This window comes from Nocardioides guangzhouensis (assembly GCF_004519545.1).
GTDB lineage: Bacteria > Actinomycetota > Actinomycetes > Propionibacteriales > Nocardioidaceae > Nocardioides > Nocardioides guangzhouensis.
The window spans coordinates 131,006-150,549 of record NZ_SDKM01000008.1; the positions used below are offsets into that span (position 1 = coordinate 131,006).

Annotated in this window: 19 protein-coding genes and 1 pseudogene; 7 read left to right on the top strand and 13 right to left on the bottom strand. The window is 71.8% G+C overall.

Annotated features, from left to right (window positions below):
• Window positions 1-53 precede the first annotated feature (53 nt).
• Together EKO23_RS25130 and EKO23_RS25135 are read left to right on the top strand one after the other, a co-directional pair.
• Window positions 54-212 carry a hypothetical protein gene (locus tag EKO23_RS25130; RefSeq protein ID WP_167880363.1) on the top strand — a complete coding sequence of 53 codons (159 nt, stop codon included), beginning with the start codon at window positions 54-56 and terminating at the stop codon, window positions 210-212.
• 262 nt (window positions 213-474) lie between these two features.
• Window positions 475-621 carry a hypothetical protein gene (locus EKO23_RS25135; protein ID WP_167880364.1) on the top strand — a complete coding sequence of 49 codons (147 nt, stop codon included), beginning with the start codon at window positions 475-477 and terminating at the stop codon, window positions 619-621.
• 47 nt (window positions 622-668) lie between these two features.
• Here the strand turns inward: EKO23_RS25135 and EKO23_RS07440 are convergent, their stop codons facing one another.
• From EKO23_RS07440 to EKO23_RS07455, 4 genes are read right to left on the bottom strand one after another with little or no spacing between them, the layout of a single operon-like run.
• Window positions 669-2,354 carry an alpha-glucosidase gene (locus EKO23_RS07440; protein ID WP_134715744.1) on the bottom strand — a complete coding sequence of 562 codons (1,686 nt, stop codon included), beginning with the start codon at window positions 2,352-2,354 and terminating at the stop codon, window positions 669-671.
• Between the two features lie 60 nt (window positions 2,355-2,414).
• Window positions 2,415-3,716, bottom strand: a complete 1,302-nt coding sequence (locus tag EKO23_RS07445; protein ID WP_134715746.1) for a class I SAM-dependent methyltransferase — start codon at window positions 3,714-3,716, stop codon at window positions 2,415-2,417.
• The gene (locus tag EKO23_RS07450; RefSeq protein WP_246050953.1) at window positions 3,713-5,119 is read right to left on the bottom strand and encodes an FAD-binding oxidoreductase; all 1,407 of its coding nucleotides are present in this window, start codon (window positions 5,117-5,119) and stop codon (window positions 3,713-3,715) included. The genes EKO23_RS07445 and EKO23_RS07450 overlap by 4 nt, the downstream gene beginning before the upstream one ends.
• 23 nt (window positions 5,120-5,142) lie before the next feature.
• Window positions 5,143-5,688, bottom strand: coding sequence for a hemerythrin domain-containing protein (locus EKO23_RS07455; RefSeq protein WP_134715748.1), 546 nt, complete (start codon window positions 5,686-5,688; stop codon window positions 5,143-5,145).
• Window positions 5,689-5,856: 168 nt separating this feature from the next.
• On the opposite strand from EKO23_RS07455, the gene EKO23_RS07460 reads away from it, so the two are divergent.
• Window positions 5,857-6,861 (top strand): exonuclease/endonuclease/phosphatase family protein, encoded by a 1,005-nt coding sequence (locus EKO23_RS07460; protein WP_134715750.1) that lies wholly within the window; start codon window positions 5,857-5,859, stop codon window positions 6,859-6,861.
• Here EKO23_RS07460 and EKO23_RS07465 read toward each other — a convergent pair.
• Window positions 6,839-7,855, bottom strand: coding sequence for a zinc-dependent alcohol dehydrogenase family protein (locus EKO23_RS07465; protein WP_134715752.1), 1,017 nt, complete (start codon window positions 7,853-7,855; stop codon window positions 6,839-6,841). The genes EKO23_RS07460 and EKO23_RS07465 overlap by 23 nt on opposite strands.
• 117 nt (window positions 7,856-7,972) lie before the next feature.
• On the opposite strand from EKO23_RS07465, the gene EKO23_RS07470 reads away from it, so the two are divergent.
• Window positions 7,973-9,499 carry a helix-turn-helix domain-containing protein gene (locus EKO23_RS07470; RefSeq protein WP_134715754.1) on the top strand — a complete coding sequence of 509 codons (1,527 nt, stop codon included), beginning with the start codon at window positions 7,973-7,975 and terminating at the stop codon, window positions 9,497-9,499.
• A gap of 155 nt (window positions 9,500-9,654) precedes the next feature.
• Here EKO23_RS07470 and EKO23_RS07475 read toward each other — a convergent pair whose 3' ends face one another.
• Window positions 9,655-9,918: a TFIIB-type zinc ribbon-containing protein gene (locus tag EKO23_RS07475; protein WP_134715756.1), complete on the bottom strand. Its 264-nt coding sequence runs from the start codon at window positions 9,916-9,918 to the stop codon at window positions 9,655-9,657.
• Window positions 9,919-10,079: 161 nt separating this feature from the next.
• Here EKO23_RS07475 and EKO23_RS07480 point away from each other — a divergent pair, with 161 nt between their 5' ends.
• From EKO23_RS07480 to EKO23_RS07490, 3 genes are all read left to right on the top strand, one after another.
• Window positions 10,080-10,874 carry a glycerophosphodiester phosphodiesterase family protein gene (locus EKO23_RS07480; RefSeq protein ID WP_134715758.1) on the top strand — a complete coding sequence of 265 codons (795 nt, stop codon included), beginning with the start codon at window positions 10,080-10,082 and terminating at the stop codon, window positions 10,872-10,874.
• 1 nt (window position 10,875) lies between these two features.
• Window positions 10,876-12,273 carry an MFS transporter gene (locus tag EKO23_RS07485; protein WP_134715760.1) on the top strand — a complete coding sequence of 466 codons (1,398 nt, stop codon included), beginning with the start codon at window positions 10,876-10,878 and terminating at the stop codon, window positions 12,271-12,273.
• A 186-nt stretch (window positions 12,274-12,459) separates the two neighbouring features.
• Window positions 12,460-12,849, top strand: coding sequence for an RNA polymerase-binding protein RbpA (locus EKO23_RS07490; protein WP_134715762.1), 390 nt, complete (start codon window positions 12,460-12,462; stop codon window positions 12,847-12,849).
• Between the two features lie 2 nt (window positions 12,850-12,851).
• Here EKO23_RS07490 and EKO23_RS07495 read toward each other — a convergent pair whose 3' ends face one another.
• The 7 genes and pseudogenes from EKO23_RS07495 to EKO23_RS07525 form a co-directional block, all read right to left on the bottom strand.
• Window positions 12,852-13,433, bottom strand: coding sequence for an FxsA family protein (locus EKO23_RS07495; RefSeq protein ID WP_134715764.1), 582 nt, complete (start codon window positions 13,431-13,433; stop codon window positions 12,852-12,854).
• A complete protein-coding gene (locus EKO23_RS07500; RefSeq protein ID WP_134715817.1) occupies window positions 13,430-14,149 on the bottom strand; it encodes a polyprenol monophosphomannose synthase in 720 nt (239 codons plus the stop codon). Before EKO23_RS07500 ends, EKO23_RS07495 begins: the two co-directional genes overlap by 4 nt.
• Before the next feature lie 26 nt (window positions 14,150-14,175).
• Window positions 14,176-15,837: an apolipoprotein N-acyltransferase gene (lnt, locus tag EKO23_RS07505; RefSeq protein ID WP_134715766.1), complete on the bottom strand. Its 1,662-nt coding sequence runs from the start codon at window positions 15,835-15,837 to the stop codon at window positions 14,176-14,178.
• A 427-nt stretch (window positions 15,838-16,264) separates the two neighbouring features.
• Window positions 16,265-16,657, bottom strand: coding sequence for a 3-aminobutyryl-CoA ammonia lyase (kal, locus tag EKO23_RS07510; protein WP_134715768.1), 393 nt, complete (start codon window positions 16,655-16,657; stop codon window positions 16,265-16,267).
• The gene (gene kamE / locus EKO23_RS07515) at window positions 16,657-17,409 is read right to left on the bottom strand and encodes a lysine 5,6-aminomutase subunit beta (protein WP_134715770.1); all 753 of its coding nucleotides are present in this window, start codon (window positions 17,407-17,409) and stop codon (window positions 16,657-16,659) included. Before kamE ends, kal begins: the two co-directional genes overlap by 1 nt.
• Entirely contained in the window at window positions 17,406-19,046 is a 1,641-nt protein-coding gene (gene kamD / locus EKO23_RS07520) for a lysine 5,6-aminomutase subunit alpha (protein ID WP_134715772.1), read from the bottom strand. The genes kamE and kamD overlap by 4 nt, the downstream gene beginning before the upstream one ends.
• Window positions 19,046-19,544 (bottom strand): annotated as a pseudogene (locus EKO23_RS07525) (L-erythro-3,5-diaminohexanoate dehydrogenase); the annotation flags it as partial. The pseudogene EKO23_RS07525 and the gene kamD, both read right to left, overlap by 1 nt.

A 19,544-nucleotide genomic window follows, 5' to 3' on the forward strand; every position in this document is an offset into this window, starting at 1 on the left:
AGACAGAGGCAACACCAAGAGCCGGAAGCACACCAGGGGAAGGAGGCAGGACCATGTGGGACACCGTCGAGACCATCACCACCCACCTGTCGCACGACCTGCCGTGCCCCCGGTGCGGCCACGCGGCGCACACGTTCCTGTCGTGCAGCGACTCCTGCGCCTGCGTCCCGCCGCCGGTCCCCGGCAGCATCCCGCTCCACTCCGCCGCCTGACCCCGTGCCCCGGCTGGCGCCAGGCCGGCCGCCCGCCCGGCGCTGATCGGCGTCCTCCGGTAGGCCGTCCGCGCTCCCCCGCCGGGCCGCCCAGCCGGGCCAGGCCTTTCGGAAAGTGATGGTTCCCATCCTCCTCCCGGGTCATTCCGGCTGGTCCATACGGGCCAAAACCGGCGTGTGCGCGTCACGTCCGCCGCAAACGGGTGTCTCTGGTACGTGAGCCCCGGGTCGGCCCGGGGAGACAGCCAGGAAGGTCAGCACCATGTGGGACACCGTCGACACCAGCGGGACGCACCTCTCGCACGACATGCCCTGCACGGACTGCGGGCACGCCGCGCACACCTACCTGGCCTGCTCGGACACCTGTGACTGCGTGCCGACCGCGCTGCGCGCCCCGGTCCACGCCTGAACGGCCGTCATCCGACGCGACCGCGTCTGACCCGTCGAGGGACCGGGTCAGCCTCGGAGCGCATAGATGCGGGCGTCCCAGCCGGCCCAGGTCGTCGCGGACCCGTCGTACGTCGCGGGCGTGCCGGGCAGGTTGCCGAGCAGCAGCTCCGCGCCGTACCACTCCTCGAGTCGTAGGTCGCGTGGCTCGCGCCCGGCGTTGACGACGACCAGCAGCCGCTCGCCGTCGCCGGTGCGGGTGTAGGCCCACAGCACCGGGTCGTCCTCCAGCAGCGCGGCGAACCCGCCGGTCGCGAGCGCGGGACGCTCGCGGCGCAGCCGGATCAGAGCGCGGTAGTGCGCGAACACCGACGCCGGGTCCTCGACCTGCGCGGCCGCGTTCAGCCAACCGTGGTTGGGGTTCACCTCGATCCAGGGCAGCCCGGTGGTGAACCCGGCCTGCTGCGAGGCGTCCCACTGCATCGGGGTGCGCGCGTTGTCGCGGCCCATCACCGCCATCCCGGCCAGCGCCGCGGTCGCGTCACCGCCGGCGGCGACCACGGTCGCGTGGTAGTTGACCGCCTCGACGTCGCGGTGCTGCTCGGGGGAGGCGAACGGGAAGTTGGTCATCCCGAGCTCCTCCCCCTGGTAGACGTACGGCGTGCCGCGCAACCCGTGCAGCACGGTCGCGATCGCCTTCGCCGAGGCCAGCCACCAGTCCGGGTGGTCGTCGCCGAACCGGGACACCGCCCGCGGCTGGTCGTGGTTGTTCCAGTAGAGGCTGTTCCAGCCGACGTCGGCGAGGCCCTCCTGCCAGCGGAACAGCGACCGCTTCAGCGCGAGCTGGTCGAGCCCGACCGGCTGGAACTTGTCGTGCCGGTCCTGGTCGAGCATGACGTGCTCGAACTGGAAGACCATGTCGACCTCGGCCCGGTCCGGGTCGGTGTAGAGGCGGGCCTGCTCGAGGGTGACGCCGGGCATCTCCCCGACGGTGAGGAACTGCCCGTCGCGGCCGGCGAACACCTCGCGGTGCATCTCGGCGAGGAACTCGTGCACCCGCGGACCGTCGGCGTACAGGTCGAAGGCGCTGACCACGTCTCGGCCGGGCACCGGCGGCGCGTCCGGCAGGCCCTCGGCCTTGGAGATGAAGTTGATGACGTCCATCCGGAACCCGTCGACGCCCCGGTCGAGCCACCAGTTCATCATCGCGTGCACGGCGGCGCGGACCTCGGGGTTCTCCCAGTTCAGGTCCGGCTGCTTGCGGTCGAACAGGTGGAGGTAGTACTGCCCGGTCGGCTCGTCGAACGTCCAGGCGGGGCCGGAGAACGCCGACCCCCAGTTGTTCGGGGCGCGGCCGTCGCGCGGGTCCCGCCAGAGGTACCAGTCGCGCTTCGGGTTGTCCCGCGACGACCGCGACTCCACGAACCACGCGTGCTCGTCGGAGGTGTGGTTGACGACCAGGTCCATGACCAGCTTGATGCCGCGATCGTGCAGCCCCGCGACCAGGTCGTCGAGGTCCGCGAGGGTCCCGAAGAGCGGGTCGATGTCCTGGTAGTCGCTGATGTCGTAGCCGTTGTCGGCCATCGGCGATCGGTAGACCGGCGACAACCAGAGCACGTCCACGCCGAGCAGCGCGAGATGGTCGAGGCGGTCGATGACTCCCCGGAGGTCACCGATCCCGTCGCCGTCGGAGTCCGCGAAGCTGCGCGGGTAGACCTGGTAGACGACCGCCGATTGCCACCACGTGTCAGTCACGCGCGCCAGTCTCCACCACCGCCGGTACGACGACCAGTCACCGACCGGGCAGCGGACCGCTCAGCTGCCCCAGCCCGGACGCAGCGGCACCTGGGCGTCGCCGTCCGGCCCGACCTTGACCGCGAGGACCTGGTGCAGCTGGATCTCGTTGCGCTCGAAACCCACCCGCGACCCGGCCATGTAGAGGCCCCACACCCGGGCGGTGCCCTCGCCGACCTCGGCCACGCAGGCATCCCAGTTCTCGACGAGGTTGCGGCACCAGTCACGCAGGGTCAGCGCGTAGTGCTCGCGCAGGTTCTCCTCGTGCCGCACCTCGAACCCGATGTCCTGGATCGCGGTGATGATGTTGCCGGAGCCGGTGAGCTCGCCGTCGGGGAAGACGTAGCGGTCAATGAACTGCCCGACGTTGACCTTGCGGTTCGTCGGCCGGGTGATGCAGTGGTTGAGCAGCCGCCCGCCGTCGCGGAGCCGGTCCTGGAGGAACCCGAAGTACGCCGGGTACTCCTTGCGGCCGATGTGCTCGGTCAGCCCGATCGAGCTGACCGCGTCGAAGCCGGACTCGGTGACGTCGCGGTAGTCGGCGTGCCGGACCTCGGCCCGGTCGCCGAGGCCCTCGCGCTCGATCGCCGCCTGCGCCCACGCGGCCTGCTCCTTCGACAGGGTCACCCCGAGCGCGGTCACGCCGTACTCCCTGACCGCGTGGCGGACCATGCCGCCCCACCCGCAGCCGACGTCGAGCAGCCGCATGCCGGGCTCCAGGCCGAGCTTGCGGGCAACCAGGTCGTACTTGTCGGCCTGGGCCTCCTCCAGCGAGGCGTCCGGCTTGGGGTAGAGCGCGCAGGTGTAGGTCATGGATGGGCCGAGGACGTGCTCGTAGAAGGTGTTGGAGACGTCGTAGTGGTGGCGGATCGCGTCCGCGTCACGGACCCGGGAGTGCCGCAGCCCCTCCATCGCCCGCCGCCAGCGCGGCAGGTGCTCCTGGGGCGGGGGCGGCGGGGGCTTGAGGTGCTCGAGGCCGAGCCCGCGGAGCAGCCGGATCGCCTCGCCGGGCGACACGTGCACCTTGATCTGGCCGAGCAGCCCGTTGATCAGGTCGTAGGGGTCGCCGGGATGCACGCCGGAGACCTGCAGGTCTCCGGTGACGTAGGCACGGGCCATGCCCAGGTCGCCGGGCGCGGTCAGCAGGTAGGACAGCCCGCGCGGGGTGGCGAGGTGCAGGGTGATCTCCGCGTCCGACGGGCCGGCCGCGCTGCCGTCGTACGCCGTGAGCCGGAACGGGAGCCCCTCCGGGAGCACCGAGGTCAGCGCCTCGCCGACCGTCACACGTCGCTGTTGCTGGGTCCGCTGCTGGGTTGTCGTCATCGCCGTGCCACCGCCTTCTCGTAGAGACCGGTCAACCGGTCGTCCGGGTCGTGGATCCGCCTCACCTCGGTGAGGGTGGAACCTGCGTACAGCCGGTCGAATTCCTCCCGGGTGTAGTACGCGTCCGAGTACAGGGACTTGTGGCCGCCGTGCGCGGTCACCGCGTCCTCGATCGCGCGGTTGACGTCGCCGTCCTCCGCGCCGGGGGCGATCGGCACCGCGCCCCAGAAACCCACGTTGACGTAGGTGCGGCCCGGCTCCAGCGGGTAGAGCGGCCACGCCCGCGCCGATCCCGGACCGTCGGCGTCGCGCAGCCGCAGGGGGCAGAGCCACACCGGCCGCATGCCCACCCGCTCGTCGAACCAGCCCAGGAAGTCCGCCACCCGGCCGACCGGGATCTCCACGTCCTGGACCACCCGCTCGACGTCGGGACGGCCGCGCAGGCGCTGCACGCGCGCGTAGGCGCCGAAGCGGTGCTCGAGCCCGACCAGCCGGTGGTAGACGTCGCTGCGCCGCCAGCGGCGCGGCCACACCCGGCGTACGGCGGGGTGCTGGGCGCCGAACGCCCGCGAGCACCAGAACCAGTCGGTGTCCCAGCGCCAGAGGTAGTCCAGCGTGGTGAGCACGTCCTCGGAGCGCTCCTGCAGGGAGCGGTAGAAGACCCGCTGCCCGGTGTAGTCGCTGCCGGGCCCCTCGGTCGGGTCCCAGGTGCCGAGGGTCAGGTAGACCTCGTCCGGTGAGAACGCCACGCCGTCGAGGAAGTCGACCGGGTCGCCGTCGTGCTCGTGCGTCTCGACCAGTCGGGCGACGGTCGCGTCGAGCTTCTCGATCGGGACGCGGACGTGCCGGAGCCGGACCCGTGGCTGGACCGGCTCCAGGGCGATCCGGATCCGGGTGGCATAGCCGAGGGAACCGTAGGAGTTGGGGAACGTGCGGAACAGCTCGTCGTTCGGTCCGCCGGGAGCCGCCGTCACGACCTCGCCGGAACCGGTGAGCACGTCCATCTCGAGGACCGACTCGTGCGGGAGCCCGTTTCGGAACGACGACGACTCGATGCCCAGGCCGGTGACCGCCCCGCCGAGCGTGATCGTGCGCAGCTGCGGCACGACGTACGGCATCAGGCCGTGCGGGAGGGTGGCGTCGACGAGGTCCTCGTAGGTGCACATGCCCTGGACGTCGGCGGTGCGCCCCTCGGGGTCGATCGAGATCACCCGGTCGAGACCCGAGACGTCGAGGCCGGGCACGTCGAGGCGGGTCCGGGGCCGGAAGAGGTTGGACGTGCGCTTCGCCAGGCGCACCGGGGCACCCGGAGGGATCGCACGGTAGGACGCGGAGAGGCGCTCGACCGCGGCCGCATGGCGGTGCGGGCCGACGGTCGGGATGCCGTTCACGACGGGCTGCACAGGACCAAGTTAGGCCCTGTCCGTCATTCGTTGTCCAGCAACCCCTCGTGTCGCGCTGCGCGGACGATCCGCCGGACGTTCTCGATCCGCCCGCAGTCGTCGTCGACGTGCTGGTTCCGCGCCGTCGCGAACCGCTCGCCCAGGTCGGCCCGGACCCGCTCCCCGACCTCGTCGCGGGCCGGGTTGAGGATGGTCAGCTCCTCCTCGGTGAGGTGGTGGTTGACCGTGGCCGCGAGCTCCTCCACCGCATCGTCGAACGCCTGCGTGTCGGTGCCTCGCAGCTCGAGCACCGCGAGCAGCGCCTCGTTGCCCTCGGCATGCTCCTCCTCGCCGTGCTCGGCCTCGTGCTCCCCGACCGCTCGCTTGCGGCGCAGGGCCGGGTAGACGTGCTCCTCCTCGGCGAGCGCGTGGGCGACGTGCAGCGCGGCAAAGGCACGGCGTACGGCGTCCCGGTCGCTGCTGCTGTCCCGCAGCTGCCGGAGCAGCTCCTCGAAGCGCCGGTGGTCGTCCAGGATCAGGTCGATGACGTCCCCCGAGACGGGGCGGCCGAGGTCGATGGCGTCGCTCATGTGCCCCACCCTGCCAGAGCGGTCCAGACCGCACCGGGCCGGGCGGCGTGGCGCGGGTCACGGGAGCCGGCAGCCGGAAACCCCGCAGGTCGTCCCCGTCCCGGCCGACGGTGAGGGGGCTGCCGCGCCGCGTGCAGCAGTCGATCGAGCTCTCGGGGGAAGTTCCACATGCCGACGTCCGTCGCACGCGCCGTACCGCCTGTCCTGGTCGTCGCGCTCAGCGTCCTGCTCGCCGCGCTCACCGCCGGGCCTGCTCCTGCCGTCGTGGACCACCAGCCCCGGACCTCGGCGGCTGGCCGGACCGCGGACGGGCCGGCGACGGTCGACGCGATCGGGGTCGTCTCGTTCAACGCGTACCAGGACCTTCCGCTGCGCCGGGCGTGGCAGGACGCGGTGACACTGACGTCCCGTGCGGACGTGGACGTGATCGGCTGGCAGGAGATGAACCCGTTCGGGACGGTCCTGGACCGGCTCGAGGCGCGCGGCTTCGACTCGCAGACCTTCCCGGGGCGCGCCTCCGAGGTGGCGGTGAGCTGGCGGCGGAGCGTCTTCGATCCGGTCTCGGCCGAGCGGTTCCTCATGCACGAGGCGGTGGCGGAGACCCGCTTCCCGCTCCCCCGCCGCTACGTCACCCGGGTGGTGCTGCGGCACCGGGCGTCCGGCCGGTTGGTGACCGTCCTCAACACCCACGCGAACCACAAGATCGAGGACCTCGCCCGGCCCGGGCGCCCGCTGCGCACCGTGAACATGCGGCTGGCCCGGGTGCACTTCCGCAAGCTGCGCGCCCTGTGGCAGCAGGACGTCGGTGACCTCACCGTCGGCACCGGCGACCTCAACGTCGACCACGGCCCCGACCAGCGGGTGCGCCACTGGGGCTTCCCGGCCGCGCGCCTCGCAGGACTGGCCGTGTCGTCGTGGCAGGCGCTCGGCTGGCGCGGCCGCCGCGACACGTTCACCGCGATGGGCCAGCACCGGAAGATCGACTACGTGTTCGTGGCCCGCCGCGACCTCGGGACCGACGCGACCTTCCTGCGGCAGCGGGTGCTCACCGGGCTGAGCTCGGACCACCGGCCGCTGCTGGCGGTGCTCGCCCTCCGTGCCGCGCCGCCGGCGCCGGACGTGCCGGACGAGCCCGCGCCGGACCCGACGGTCACGGACGCAGCAGCACCTTGATCGCCCGCCGCTCGTCCATCATCCGGTAGCCCTCGGCCACCTCGTCGAGCGGAAGCGTCGCGTCGAAGACCAGGCCGGGGTTGATCGTCCCGCCGAGCACGAGATCCATGAGCAGCGGGAGGTAGGCGCGCACCGGCGCCATCCCGCCGGCCAGCCCGATGTTGTGGGTGAACATGCGACGGACCGGGAGCTCCACGCCGTGCGGAGCGCCCACGAAGCCGACGGTCGAGCCGGGGCGGGCGATCCGGAACGCAGTCCGCATCGCCGGGTCGTTGCCGACGCACTCGAGGACGGCGTCGGCACCGACGCCGCCGGTCAGCTCGGCGACCCGGGCCTCGCCCTCCTCGCCGCGCTCGGGGACGATGTCGGTGGCGCCGAAGCGGCGGGCGATCTCCTGGCGCGGCTCGTGCCGCGACATCGCGATCACGCGGTCCGCGCCGAGGTGGGCGGCTGCGAGCACCCCGCACAGGCCGACCGCGCCGTCGCCGACCACTGCCACCGTGCTGCCCTCGGTGACGCCGGCCGCGATCGCGGCGTGCCAGCCGGTGGCCATCACGTCGGCCAGCGCGAGCAGCGACGGGATCTGGTCGTCGTCGGGCTGGCCGGGCGTCTTCACCAGGCTGCCGTCGGCCTGGTGCACCCTGGTGTACTCCGCCTGGCCGCTCTCGGTGAAGCCGAGGTTGTCGCAGGCGGAGTGCATCCCGGTCAGGCAGTGCGGACAGGTGTTGTCGGCGTGGCAGAACGGGACGACCACGAAGTCGCCGGGCCGGAACGCCTTCACCGCCGAGCCCACCTCCTCGACCACGCCGACCGCCTCGTGCCCGATGGTGTCGCCGGGCGTGATCGGGTTCTCGCCGCGGTAGGGCCACAGGTCGGAACCGCAGATGCAGCCGGCCACCACCCTCACGATCGCCTCGGTGTCGGCGTCGATGGTCGGCTCGGGAACTTCGGATAGCCGGATGTCGCGGGTATCGTGGATCGTCGTCGCGCGCATGGGCCTCATCCTCGCAGCCTGCTCCGCCGCCCCGGAGGCCCCGCCCCTCCCCCGCCGTGCTCCCGCCTCCGGCCTGTCGATGTTGTCTTATCTCATATTTGAGATACGGTGCTGCGCATGAGCACCGACTACCTCGGCCGCATCGGCAACCTGATCCGCGACGCCCGCAAGCACCGTGGCTACACCCAGCAGCAGCTCGCCGACCTGCTGAGTACCAGCCAGTCCGCGGTCAACCGGATCGAGCGCGGCCACCAGAACCTCTCGCTGGAGATGCTGGCCCGGATCGGTGCCGCCCTCGACTCCGAGATCGTGGCGCTCGGTGCCGGCCCGACCCACCTGCGGGTCACCGGCCCGACCACCCTGTCCGGCTCCATCGACGTCAAGACCTCCAAGAACGCCGGGGTCGCGCTGCTGTGCGCCTCGCTGCTCAACAAGGGCCGCACCACCCTGCGCCGCGTCGCCCGGATCGAGGAGGTCAACCGACTGCTCGAGGTGCTCCAGTCGCTGGGCGTGCAGACCACCTGGCTGAACGAGAACAACGACCTCGAGATCGTCCCTCCGGCCGAGCTCCACCTGGAGAACATCGACGAGCCGGCCGCGCGCCGTACCCGCTCGATCATCATGTTCCTCGGCCCGCTGCTGCACCGCGAGGACACCTTCGAGCTCCCCTACGCCGGCGGCTGCAACCTCGGCACCCGCACCGTCGAGCCGCACATGTCGGCGCTGCGCCCGTTCGGCCTCGAGGTGAAGGCCACCGAAGGCAGCTACCACGCGACCGTCAACCGGGCGCTGGAGCCGACCCGGCCGATCGTGCTCACCGAGCGCGGCGACACGGTCACCGAGAACGCCCTCATGGCCGCCGCCCTGCACCCGGGCACCACGATCATCCGCAACGCCTCGTCCAACTACATGGTCCAGGACCTGTGCTTCTTCCTGCAGCGCCTCGGCGTCGAGGTCGAGGGCATCGGCACCACCACCCTGACGGTCACCGGCGTCACCGAGATCGACGTCGAGGTCGACTACGCGCCCAGCGAGGACCCGATCGAGGCGATGTCGCTGCTCGCCGCCGCGATCGTCACGAACTCCGAGATCACCATCAAGCGGGTCCCGATCGAGTTCCTCGAGATCGAGCTGGCCACGCTGGAGGAGATGGGCTTCCAGTACGACCGCTCCGAGGAGTACGTCGCGGCGAACGGCCACACCCGGCTGGTCGACATCACCACCAAGCCGTCGACGCTGCGGGCGCCGCTGGACAAGATCCACCCGATGCCGTTCCCGGGCCTCAACATCGACAACCTCCCGTTCTTCGCGGTGATCGCCGCGGTCGCCGAGGGCCAGACGCTGCTGCACGACTGGGTCTACGAGAACCGCGCGATCTACCTGACCGAGCTCAACAAGCTCGGCGCCTCGGTGAAGCTGCTCGACCCGCACCGGGTGCTGGTCGAGGGCCCGACCCACTGGTCGGGCACCGAGGTGGTCTGCCCGCCCGCGCTGCGGCCGGCCGTGGTCATCCTGCTGGCGATGATGGCGTCGAAGGGCACCTCGGTGCTCCGGTCGACGTACGTCATCCACCGCGGCTACGAGGACCTCGCGGAGCGCCTCAACGAGCTCGGCGCCAACATCGTCACCTTCCGCGACATCTGACGCCTGCTGTCCACAGCAGTCCGTCGCTCTTCATGGTGAGTCGGCACATCTTGTGCCGGGTCGGCGTCTCCAGGAGACAGTGACCCGGCACAAGATGTGCCGGGTCGGCGGGTTGTGGGGCGCACGGTTGTGGACGAGTTGTCCCGCTGGACGGCTCAGTCGTCGAAGAGCGTGGCCACCCAGGCCGGGGCGCGCGGCGGGGACGGCGGGGGTGCGTGCATGTCGGCGGTGATCCGTGGCAGCGGCGCGGTGTGCGGGCCGGAGTCGCTGTGCCAGGCGTTCTCGGCGTCGATCAGCTCGCCGAGCGCGGTCCGCCGCAGGAAGACGCCGTGTCCCTCCGGGCACTGGTCGACGTGGGTGCGGCCGAGGCTGCGGGCGACCATGTCGGTCCCGCACTGGGGGCAGGCGAGCGCGTCCATGGTCCGACCGTACCCCCCTCACGCGGCCGCGGTCCGGGCGACGGGCCGGCGGCCTGAGTATCCGTGCGGATGCCACGCCGTACCCGGTCCACGACGATCGTCACGTGCCCGTGTTCAATGTCCTGCGTGAGTCAGCCGGGGTTCCAGCCGGTGGGGTGCCCGTGAAGCGTCCACGCACCGGCTACGCCTACCTCGACGAGCCGCGTGGCGTGCTCGCCTTCGCCCACCGCGGCGGCGCCTTCCACCCCGAGATCGAGGGCCTGGAGAACAGCCTGGCGGCGTTCCGGCACGCGGTGGACCTCGGCTACCGCTACCTCGAGACCGACGTCCACGTGACCCGCGACGGCGTCCTGATGGCCTTCCACGACCGGGTGCTCGACCGGGTCACCGACGGCACCGGCGAGGTCGCCCGCCTCTCCCGCGACGAGATCCGCGAAGCCCGGATCGGTGGCCGTGAGAACGTGCCGACGCTGGGCGAGCTGTTCGACACCTTCCCCGGCGTCCGCTTCAACATCGACATCAAGGCTCCCGGCGCCGTGCGCCCGCTGGCCGACTTCCTGGCGGCCCGCGAGGCGTGGGACCGGGTCCTGGTCGGGTCGTTCAGGCCACGCAGCCTCGAGGAGTTCCGCTCCCTCACCGACGGGCGGGTCGCGACGGGGGCGCACCCCCGCGAGGCGGCGGCGTACGCCGGGCTCCCCAGCGGCCGCCTGGCCGCCGCGCTGACCCGCGGCGGACCGGTGGCGGTGCAGGTGCCGTACCGGCGCGGCAGGGTGGCCATCACGACCGCGGGGCTGGTCCGCCGCGCGCACGCGGCGGGGCTGCACGTGCACGTGTGGACCATCGACGACCCGGCCGAGATGCACGAGCTGCTCGACCTGGGTGTCGACGGCCTCATGACCGACCGGACCGACATACTCAGGGACGTGCTCGTCGAGCGCGGGCAGTGGGAGGACTGACATGGGCGACGACACCGTTCCGCCGGGCGGCGTGGCCGACCTGCGCCCGCTGTCGAGAGTGCGGGAGCAGAAGGCGTGGTACTGGTACGACTGGGCGAACTCCGCCTACGTCACCACGGTCGCGACCGTGCTGTTCGCGCCGTACCTCATCACCGTCGCCGAGAAGGCCTCCTGCGGGTTCATCACCGACTCCGACAAGGGCCTGGACTGCAACCAGGACCTGAGCGTGCTCGGGCTGTCGATCGCGCCGGGCGCGCTGCCGTCGTACATCATCACGTTCTCCACGATCCTGTCCGCGGTCCTTCTCCCGCTGCTGGGCGCGGTCGCGGACCGGACCGAGAACAAGAAGGGCCTGCTGGCCGGGTTCGCGTGGACCGGTGCGGCGTTCGCGTCGCTGCTGTTCTTCTGCGCCGGCACCAACTGGCAGATCGGCGCGATCGCGGTGATCGGCGCCAACCTCTGCCTCGGCGCGTCCACGGTGTTCAACGACTCGATCCTGCCGCTGATCTCCACCGAGGACGAGCGCGACCGGGTCTCCTCCCGCGGCTGGGCGTGGGGCTACCTCGGCGGCGGCATCCTGCTGGCCGTCAACCTGGCCGTGGTCACGCTGACGCCGTTCGGGCTGAGCACCGCGATGGCGGTGCGGCTCTCGATGCTGTCGGCGGCCGTGTGGTGGGCGGGGTTCACGTTCATCCCCTACCTGCGGCTGAGGAACCACCCGCCGCAGCACGTCGTGCCGGAGTCCGGCGGCCTGGTCCAGCAGAGCTTCGGGCAGCTGTGGGAGACCCTCAAGGACCTACGCAACTACCCGATGGCGCTGACCTTCCTGCTCGCGTACCTCTTCTTCAACGACGGCATCCAGACCGTGATCGCCTCCTCCTCGACGTACGGCGAGAAGCAGCTCGGGTTCGGCACCTCGGTGCTGATCGCCACCATCCTGATGGTGCAGTTCGTCGCGTTCTTCGGGGCCCTGCTGTTCGGCCGCGCGGCGGAGCGGTACGGCGCCAAGCGGGTGATCCTGACCGGTCTGGCGATCTGGATGCTCATCGTGACCACGGCGCTGGTGCTGCCGGAGGAGCAGCTGGTGCCGTTCCTGGCCATGGGCGTCGCCATCGGCATCGTGCTCGGCGGCACCCAGGCCCTGGCCCGGTCCTACTTCTCGCTGCTCATCCCCAAGGGCCGCGAGGGCGAGTTCTTCAGCTTCTACCACGCGATGGACCGCGGCACCTCGTGGTTCGGCACCCTCACCTTCGGCCTGGTCTTCCAGCTCACCGACTCCTACCGGCCGGCGATCTTCGCACTGATCGCGTTCTTCGTGATCGGCGGCGCGCTGCTGCTCCGGGTGGACACCGCGCGCGGCATCCGCGAGGCGGGGAACGTGCAGCCCAGCGTCATCTGACGGGATCCCGGACACAGCGGTCACCGGTGTGGAACGGGCCACAGTTGCGCTCAGCAAGGAATTCTTGCGGAGGGGCGTACGTTGGGGCATGTGACGCGCACCGCTCGGGAACGGCGTCATAGAGACGGGGGAAGAACGTCTCCTGTTCGTACGCACACAGACACATTTCATCCGGAGGTGAACGAGGTGGCGGAGCGCACACTGCGTGGAGCCAGGCTCGGAGGCCAGAGTTTCGAGGACGAGCGCGGCATCGAGTTCGCCGCCCGTCAGCAGGTCGGGTACGCGTGCCCGCAGGGACACCAGTTCGAGATCACGATGTCGGTCGAGGCGGAGATCCCCGCGACGTGGGAGTGCCCTCGCTGCGGCTCGGTCTCGCTGAGCGTCGACGGCATCCAGCCCGAGGCGAAGGCCGAGAAGCCGGTGCGCACGCACTGGGACATGCTCCTCGAGCGTCGCTCCATCAAGGAGCTCGAGGACATCCTCAGCGAGCGCCTCGAGCTGCTGCGTGGTGGCGAGATCGGTCCCGCCCACCTGCACCGCGCGAGCGCGTCCAAGAAGAGCAAGGCCAGCGCCTGACGCTAGTCCTGGTTGCGCGGCCCGTCGTCCGGGCCGTCGACGACCTCGCCCTCGATCACGGGTCCCGGTGGCCCGGATCGGGGGCCCTTGCCCTTTCCGGGGCCATTTCCGGGGCCATGTCCGGGACCGTGGCGAGGCGGTTCTCCCGGCCCGGTCCAGAAGCCCGCGCCGTACGACGCACCGGGCCAGTCGCCCCCGGCCAGCAGGCGGGCCGAGACCACCCGGGTGAGCACCCGACGCCCGATCGGCCGGGTGAACGGCAGGATCAGCAGGATGCCGAACACGTCGGTGATGAAGCCCGGCGCCAGCATCAGCAGGCCTCCGGCGAGGATCAGCATCCCGTCGGCCAGCTCGCGGGCCGGCATCCGGCCGTTGCGCAGCGCGTCGGAGAGCGCCTGGAACGCCCGGGACCCCTCGCGGCGCATCAGCCAGGCGCCGAAGATGCTGTCCGCGACCAGCAGCAGGATCGTCCACCACGGGCCGATCGCCTGCCCGACCTGGATGAGGACGATGATCTCCAGCAGCGGGATGCCGAAGAACAGCAGCGCGAGCAGCCAGCCGGGGACCCGGCGTACGCGGGTCATCGGCGCAGCGCCCGGGCGACCTGGCCCCGGCGCTCGCGGAGGCCCCAGCGGGTGATCCGCTTCAGCGACTCGGTGGCGACCGCACCGCTCATCTTGGAGTCGCCGCGCTCGCGCTCGATGAACTCGATGGGCACCTCGACGACCCGAAGCCCGGCCTGCAGCGTGCGCCAGGCCATGTCTGTCTGGAAGACGTAGCCGGTCGACTGGACCGTGTCGATGTCGATCGCCTGCAGCGTGCTCCGCCGGAACAGCCGGAAGCCGGCGGTGGCGTCGCGGACCGACACGCCGAGCAGCAGGCGGACGTAGAGGTTGCCGCCGCGCGAGAGGGCCTCGCGGGAGCGCGGCCAGTTGACCACCGAGCCGCCCGGGACCCAGCGGGACCCGATGACCAGGTCGGCCTCGCGCAGGGCGTCCAGAAGCCGGTGCAGCTGCTCGGGCTGGTGGGAGCCGTCGGCGTCCATCTCGCCGATCACGTCGTACCCGCGCTCGAGGGCCACCCGGAAGCCGTGGATGTACGCCGCCCCCAGGCCGGCCTTCTCGGTCCGGTGCACGACGCTCACCTGCGGGTCCTCCGCGGCGATCTCGTCGGCGATCTTGCCGGTGCCGTCGGGAGAGTTGTCGTCGACGACCAGCACGTCGACCCCCGGCTGGGCGCACCGCAGCCGACCCACGATCCAGGCCAGGTTCATCGACTCGTTGTAGGTCGGGATGACCATCACGACCCGGCCGAGTCCGTCGTACGTCACGCCCCGCTCTCCCTCTCCAGCACGCGGCCGGCCCCGGCCCCCGCGGCCGCCGGCTCGATCCTGCGCCGACGATACGGCAGCAGTGCCCACAGGACCGCACCCGCGGCCACCACGACGGCCGCGCGTCCCAGCCAGGGCCCGACCCACATCGCCGGGGGGACGCCCCGCACCAGCGGCACCACGTCCTGGAGCACGGCGCGGGTGCGTGGCTCGATCGCCGCGGCGACGCTGCCGTCCGGGTTGATGAAGCCGCTGCGGCCGTTCACCGAGGCGACCACCACCGGCCGTCCGGTCTCCAGCGCCCGCAGCCGGCTGATCGCGAACTGCTGCTCGATCTGGCCGGTGTGGATGAAGAACGCGTTGGACGTCTGCACGGTCAGCATCTCCGCTCCCCCGCGCACCTGGTCGCCGATCGCGTCGTCGTACGCGACGTCGAAGCAGATCGCGTCGGCCACCGTCGTGCCGTCGATCCGCAGCGGCGAGGTGCGGGTGCCGCTGAGCATGTCGCGCGGCACCTGCGAGAGCTGGCTGAAGTTGCGGTTGATGCCCAGCTTCTCCCGATACGGGATGTACTCCCCGAACGGCACCGGGTGCCGCTTGGTGTACCGGTCTCCCGCACCGGTGCCCGGGTCGTAGACGATCCCCTGGTTCAGCACCTCGTCCGGATCCGGTGCGTCGACGATGCCGCCGAACAGCAGGGGTACGCCGATGTCCTCGACGGTGTGCCGGATGTCCGCCCGCAGCTCCTCGTCGCGGAACGGGTCGACCGCGGTGGCGTTCTCCGGCCACACCACGAAGTCCGGCCGCTCGGCCCGCCCGGCGGCCACGTCGGCGGCGAGCTCCCGGGTCAGGTCGAGGTGGCTCCGGGTCACCTCCTGGTGGTACGCCAGCAGGTTGTCCCCGTCGCCCGGGACGTTGCCCTGGACGATCGCGACCCGGGCGGTCCCCGCGTCCTCACCGTGCCAGGAGACGAACGCCGGCACGACGGCGGCCAGGACGATCACGGCCAGCACCGCGACGGTGCCCACGTGCGCCCGGCCGGCGGTGCTCCCGGCCGGCTTCCCGGCGGCGTCCTCGACCGCGCCGTCCGGGACCGGGCTCCCCGCTGCCGCGTCGGCGGTGGTCTCGGTCAGCCGCGGCCTGCCGAGGCCGGGCAGGAAGCGCAGCACCAGCCAGGCGAGCCCGGAGGCGCTCAGGGCGACCAGCAGGCTGACGCCGTTGGTGCCGATCCATGGCAGCCACCCGGCGTACGGCGTGTCCACGGTCGCGAACGCCAGTCGGCCCCAGGTGAAGCCACTCATCGGGTACGCCCCGCGCACCACCTCGATCGCCACCCAGACGACCGCGAACCACGCCGGCCACCAGCGCAGCCGGGAGACCGCGGCCAGCGAGAAACCGAGCAGGACGAACCACAGGGTCATGAACAGCGACAGCGCCAGCCACGCGTCGTACCCGACCACCCGCATCCAGAAGATGTGGACGTGCCAGAAGACCACGCCGAAGACGAAGCCGAGCAGCGCGCCCTGCTTGAGCGAGCGGCCGTGCACGCACCAGAAGAAGCCGGCGACGGAGACCGGGAGGAGCGGGCTGAGGGCGTAGGGCTCGAAGCTCAGCGCCAGCGCCACGCCACAGAGAATCGAGAGGGCGATGCGTGGCACGGGCCAAATCTACAAGGGGGACGGCTGTCGGCGACGCGTGCCGTGGGCCGGCAGGGGGCGGAAGGGACCGGCGTGCGCTTCGGACCAACCCGCCGCCGACCGGCTGCCGATGCACGGGAAGTTGTCTAAGGCGCCCGGGCCCCTTCCGCATCCGCTCTCGAGAGAGCCGAGACCGACCTCCGCGAGCCGTCGCGGGGTGGTTCGTGGTGCTCGAGCCCCCGCGGCGGCCACCTGGACGCCGGTCCGCCTCCACGATCTGCGCGAGCGGACCCGGGAACTCTCGGACACGAACACATGAAAGTCAACAGGTCGGCTCCCCGCGTGCGGGCATCGTTTCCGCAGGTCAGCGCCCTGATCGGTCACGCAGATTTCACGAGCGATTTTCCCGACGCGCGGCGTGTCGCGCACGACACGCCGGATACCTCTGCTATCCGTCCAGACCGGGCACGACGACGGTACCGGTGGCCTCGGTCGCGAGCAGCGGCGGGTCGAGCACCTCGGCGGCACCGGGGCGGGCCTCGGTGGCCGCCCCGCGGGCCAGCACGTGCACGGTGAACCCGACCCGGCGCGACCGACGTCCGGCCGCGAGCAGCTCCGCGGTCACCTCGAGCACGTCGCCGGCCCGCACCGGGGCCCGGAACTGCACGTCGGAGTACGACGCGAAGAGCCCCTCGTCCCCGTCGGTGCGGATGCACAGCTCGGTCGCGACGTCGCCGAAGAGGCCCAGCGAGTAGGCGCCGTCGACCAGGTTGCCGGCGTAGTGCGCGTGGGAGTACGGCACGTAGCGGCGGTGGGTGACCTTCGTGCCGATCTCGCGCATCAGGACGCCTTTCGCTGGGTGATCCGGTGGACGAGGTAGGAGGCGACCTCGCCGGGGGTGGTGCCGCGCGCGAAGACCCGGTCGACGCCGAGCTCGCCGGCCATCGTCTCGTCGAAGCGCGGGCCGCCGACCACCAGCAGCGGCCGCCGGTCCGCGGGGTAGGACTCGCGGAACGCCGCCGACATCTCGCGGGTGTTGAGGATGTGCGCGTCGCGCTGGGTCACCACCTGCGAGACCAGCACCGCATCGGCGTTCTCGGCCCGGGCCCGGTCGACCAGCGTCGGCACGGACACCTGGGCACCGAGGTTCACGACCTTGATCTCGCGGTAGTACTCCAGGCCCTTCTCCCCCGCGAACCCCTTGATGTTGAGGATCGCGTCGATGCCGACGGTGTGCGCGTCGGTGCCGATGCAGCCGCCGACCACGACCAGGCGCCGTCGCAGCGACTCCTTGACCGTCGCGTTGACCTCCTTGGGCGTGAGCAGCGGGTAGTCGCGCTCGACCACCTGGACCTGGCTCGGGTCGACGAGGTGGTTGACCCGGCCGTAGACCACGAAGAACGTGAAGTCCGGACCCATCGCCTTCGCGTGCACCACCAGCGCCGGGTCCATGCCCATCTTGTTCGCGAGCTGGGCGGCCGCCCCCTCCGCGACCTTGGAGTGCGGCATCGGGAGCGTGAAGGAGAGCTGCACCATGCCGTCGCCCGTCGTGTCGCCGTACGGGCGGATGATGCGGTTCGTGGTCTCGGTCATCGTTCCTCTTCCGGTTCCTGAGCAGGCACGCCAGCGCCGTCTCGAAAGGCCAGGAGGTCGCTCGCGGGGTTGTAGTAGGCCTCGGACTTGGCGGCCACCCCGTCGAGTCCGCGACCGGCGTCGGCGGGCCGCTTCATCAGGCCGAACGTGCCGTCCGCGATCGCGGCCAGGAGCGGGGGGTCCCCCGCCGCGTCGGAGTCGTGCACGATCTCCTCGAGCAGGTCGATCGCCTCGCCCAGCACGACCCGGGCCCGCTCCGCGATGAAGCCGTCGGGGGCCGGGTGGAAGTCCTCGTGCAGGTTGCCGGCGGCGTTCATGACGTAGCGGACGTTCTGCAGCGCCAGGTCACGGTCGGAGAGCCACGGCGTGACCACGGCCTCGGTCATCATGCCGACCAGAAGGATCCCCTGGCCCGTGAGGGCACCGACGAGGTTGAAGAAGCCGTCCAGCAGGAAGCCCTGGAACACGTCGCCGGTCATGTGCCGGGTCGGCGGCATCCACTTCAGGGGGGCGTCCGGGAACAGGTCGCGGGCCAGCATCGCGTGGGCCAGCTCGAGCCGGAAGGAGTCCGCGACGTTCGGGTCGATCTCGAAGGCGTGCCCCAGCCCGAGCTGCCAGTCGGCGAGGCCCGCCTCCTTCGCGAAGTACTCGTTGAGCAGCTGGCTGGTGGTGACCGTGTGCGCGGCCTCGATGCCGTCGGCGGTGGTGAGGTAGTTGTCCTCGCCGGTGTTGATGATGATTCCCGCGCGGGCGTGGATCTGACGGCTCAGCCGCTGGTCGACGAACGTCCGGATCGGGTTGATGTCGCGGAAGAGGATGCCGTACATCGAGTCGTTGAGCATCATGTCGAGCCGCTCGAGGCCGGCCAGCGCCGCGATCTCCGGCATGCAGAGGCCGGAGGCGTAGTTGGTGAGCCGGACGTAGCGGCCGAGCTCGCGGCTCGTCTCGTCGAGGGCGGCCCGCATGAGCCGGAAGTTCTCCTGGGTGGCGTAGGTCCCGGCGAAGCCCTCGCGGGTCGCCCCCTCCGGCACGTAGTCCAGCAGCGACTGGCCGGTCGAGCGGATCACCGCGATCACGTCCGCGCCGGCGCGCGCCGCGGCCTGGGCCTGGGGGATGTCCTCGTAGATGTCGCCGGTCGCGACGATGAGGTAGATCCACGGCTTCGACGGGGCGTCGCCCACGTCGGCCACGAACCGCTCGCGCTCGACGCGACGCTCGTCGATGCGGCGTACGCCGGTGGCGACACGTGCCCGGGCCGCCTCGGCGGCCGCGGCGGCGTCTGCGCCCTCGGGGATCCGGAACCGCACGGAGCCGGCGGAAGCCTTCTGCGCCAGCTCGGCCAGGTCGGCGGCCTCACCGCGGAGCAGCGCGTCCCACGCGGGCAGCGCGACCCCGTGCTCGAGGCCGACGTCGGCACGGACGCAGTCCAGGAGCCGGTTCACCCAGGGCGTGCCGTCGGCGTCGGCGCCCTCGAGGCCGGCCAGCCGCAGCGTGGCCCGCTCGACGGCGACCGTCGTGTGCGCCCGGGCCAGGTCGACGATCGGGCGGCCGGCCCGCTCGGCGAGGCTGCGGGCCTTGCGGACGACGGCGGGGTCGAGCTCGAGCTTGCCCGTGCGGGGCTCGGTGCGGGCCGCCATCACAGCCGCCCCTCGAAGAGGCCGCGGACGCCGGGGTTGCCGCGCAGCAGGTCGAGGGCGTACGCCGCGTGGCCGGGCGCGTACCCGTTGCCGACCAGCATGGTCACGTCGGCGGCGAGGCCCTCGGCGCCGAGCGCCGCGGCGGGGAACGAGGTGGCCATGGAGAAGAAGACGACCGTTCCCCGCTCGGCGGTCGCCAGCACGGCGCCGCCCTCGCAGCCGGGGACGTCGACGCAGACCACGGTCACGTCGGCGGGACCGCCGGCCGTGGCCACGGCGTCGCGCAGCGCGATCGGGTCGCGGGCGTCGGCCAGCACCACCTCGTCGGCGAGGCCGGCCGCCTCGAGGCGCGCGGCCTCCGCCGCGGTCGGGACCACGCCGATGGTGCGGGCGGCCCCGGCCTGACGGGCGGCGGCCAGGCTCAGCGAGCCGGACTTGCCGCCTCCGCCGACGACCGCGACGACCGGCCCGGTGGTCGAGGAGCGAGCGCCAGCGAGC

Coding starts and splice junctions, on each gene's coding strand:
- EKO23_RS07465 (WP_134715752.1), bottom strand. CDS start 7,855: ATGCGCGCGACGACGATCCACGATACCCGCGACATCCGGCTATCCGAA.
- EKO23_RS07460 (WP_134715750.1), top strand. CDS start 5,857: ATGCCGACGTCCGTCGCACGCGCCGTACCGCCTGTCCTGGTCGTCGCG.
- EKO23_RS25130 (WP_167880363.1), top strand. CDS start 54: ATGTGGGACACCGTCGAGACCATCACCACCCACCTGTCGCACGACCTG.
- EKO23_RS25135 (WP_167880364.1), top strand. CDS start 475: ATGTGGGACACCGTCGACACCAGCGGGACGCACCTCTCGCACGACATG.
- kamD (WP_134715772.1), bottom strand. CDS start 19,046: ATGGCGGCCCGCACCGAGCCCCGCACGGGCAAGCTCGAGCTCGACCCC.
- EKO23_RS07495 (WP_134715764.1), bottom strand. CDS start 13,433: ATGACCCGCGTACGCCGGGTCCCCGGCTGGCTGCTCGCGCTGCTGTTC.
- EKO23_RS07470 (WP_134715754.1), top strand. CDS start 7,973: ATGAGCACCGACTACCTCGGCCGCATCGGCAACCTGATCCGCGACGCC.
- kal (WP_134715768.1), bottom strand. CDS start 16,657: ATGCGCGAGATCGGCACGAAGGTCACCCACCGCCGCTACGTGCCGTAC.
- EKO23_RS07445 (WP_134715746.1), bottom strand. CDS start 3,716: ATGACGACAACCCAGCAGCGGACCCAGCAACAGCGACGTGTGACGGTC.
- EKO23_RS07500 (WP_134715817.1), bottom strand. CDS start 14,149: ATGGTCATCCCGACCTACAACGAGTCGATGAACCTGGCCTGGATCGTG.
- EKO23_RS07455 (WP_134715748.1), bottom strand. CDS start 5,688: ATGAGCGACGCCATCGACCTCGGCCGCCCCGTCTCGGGGGACGTCATC.
- EKO23_RS07485 (WP_134715760.1), top strand. CDS start 10,876: ATGGGCGACGACACCGTTCCGCCGGGCGGCGTGGCCGACCTGCGCCCG.
- EKO23_RS07475 (WP_134715756.1), bottom strand. CDS start 9,918: ATGGACGCGCTCGCCTGCCCCCAGTGCGGGACCGACATGGTCGCCCGC.
- kamE (WP_134715770.1), bottom strand. CDS start 17,409: ATGACCGAGACCACGAACCGCATCATCCGCCCGTACGGCGACACGACG.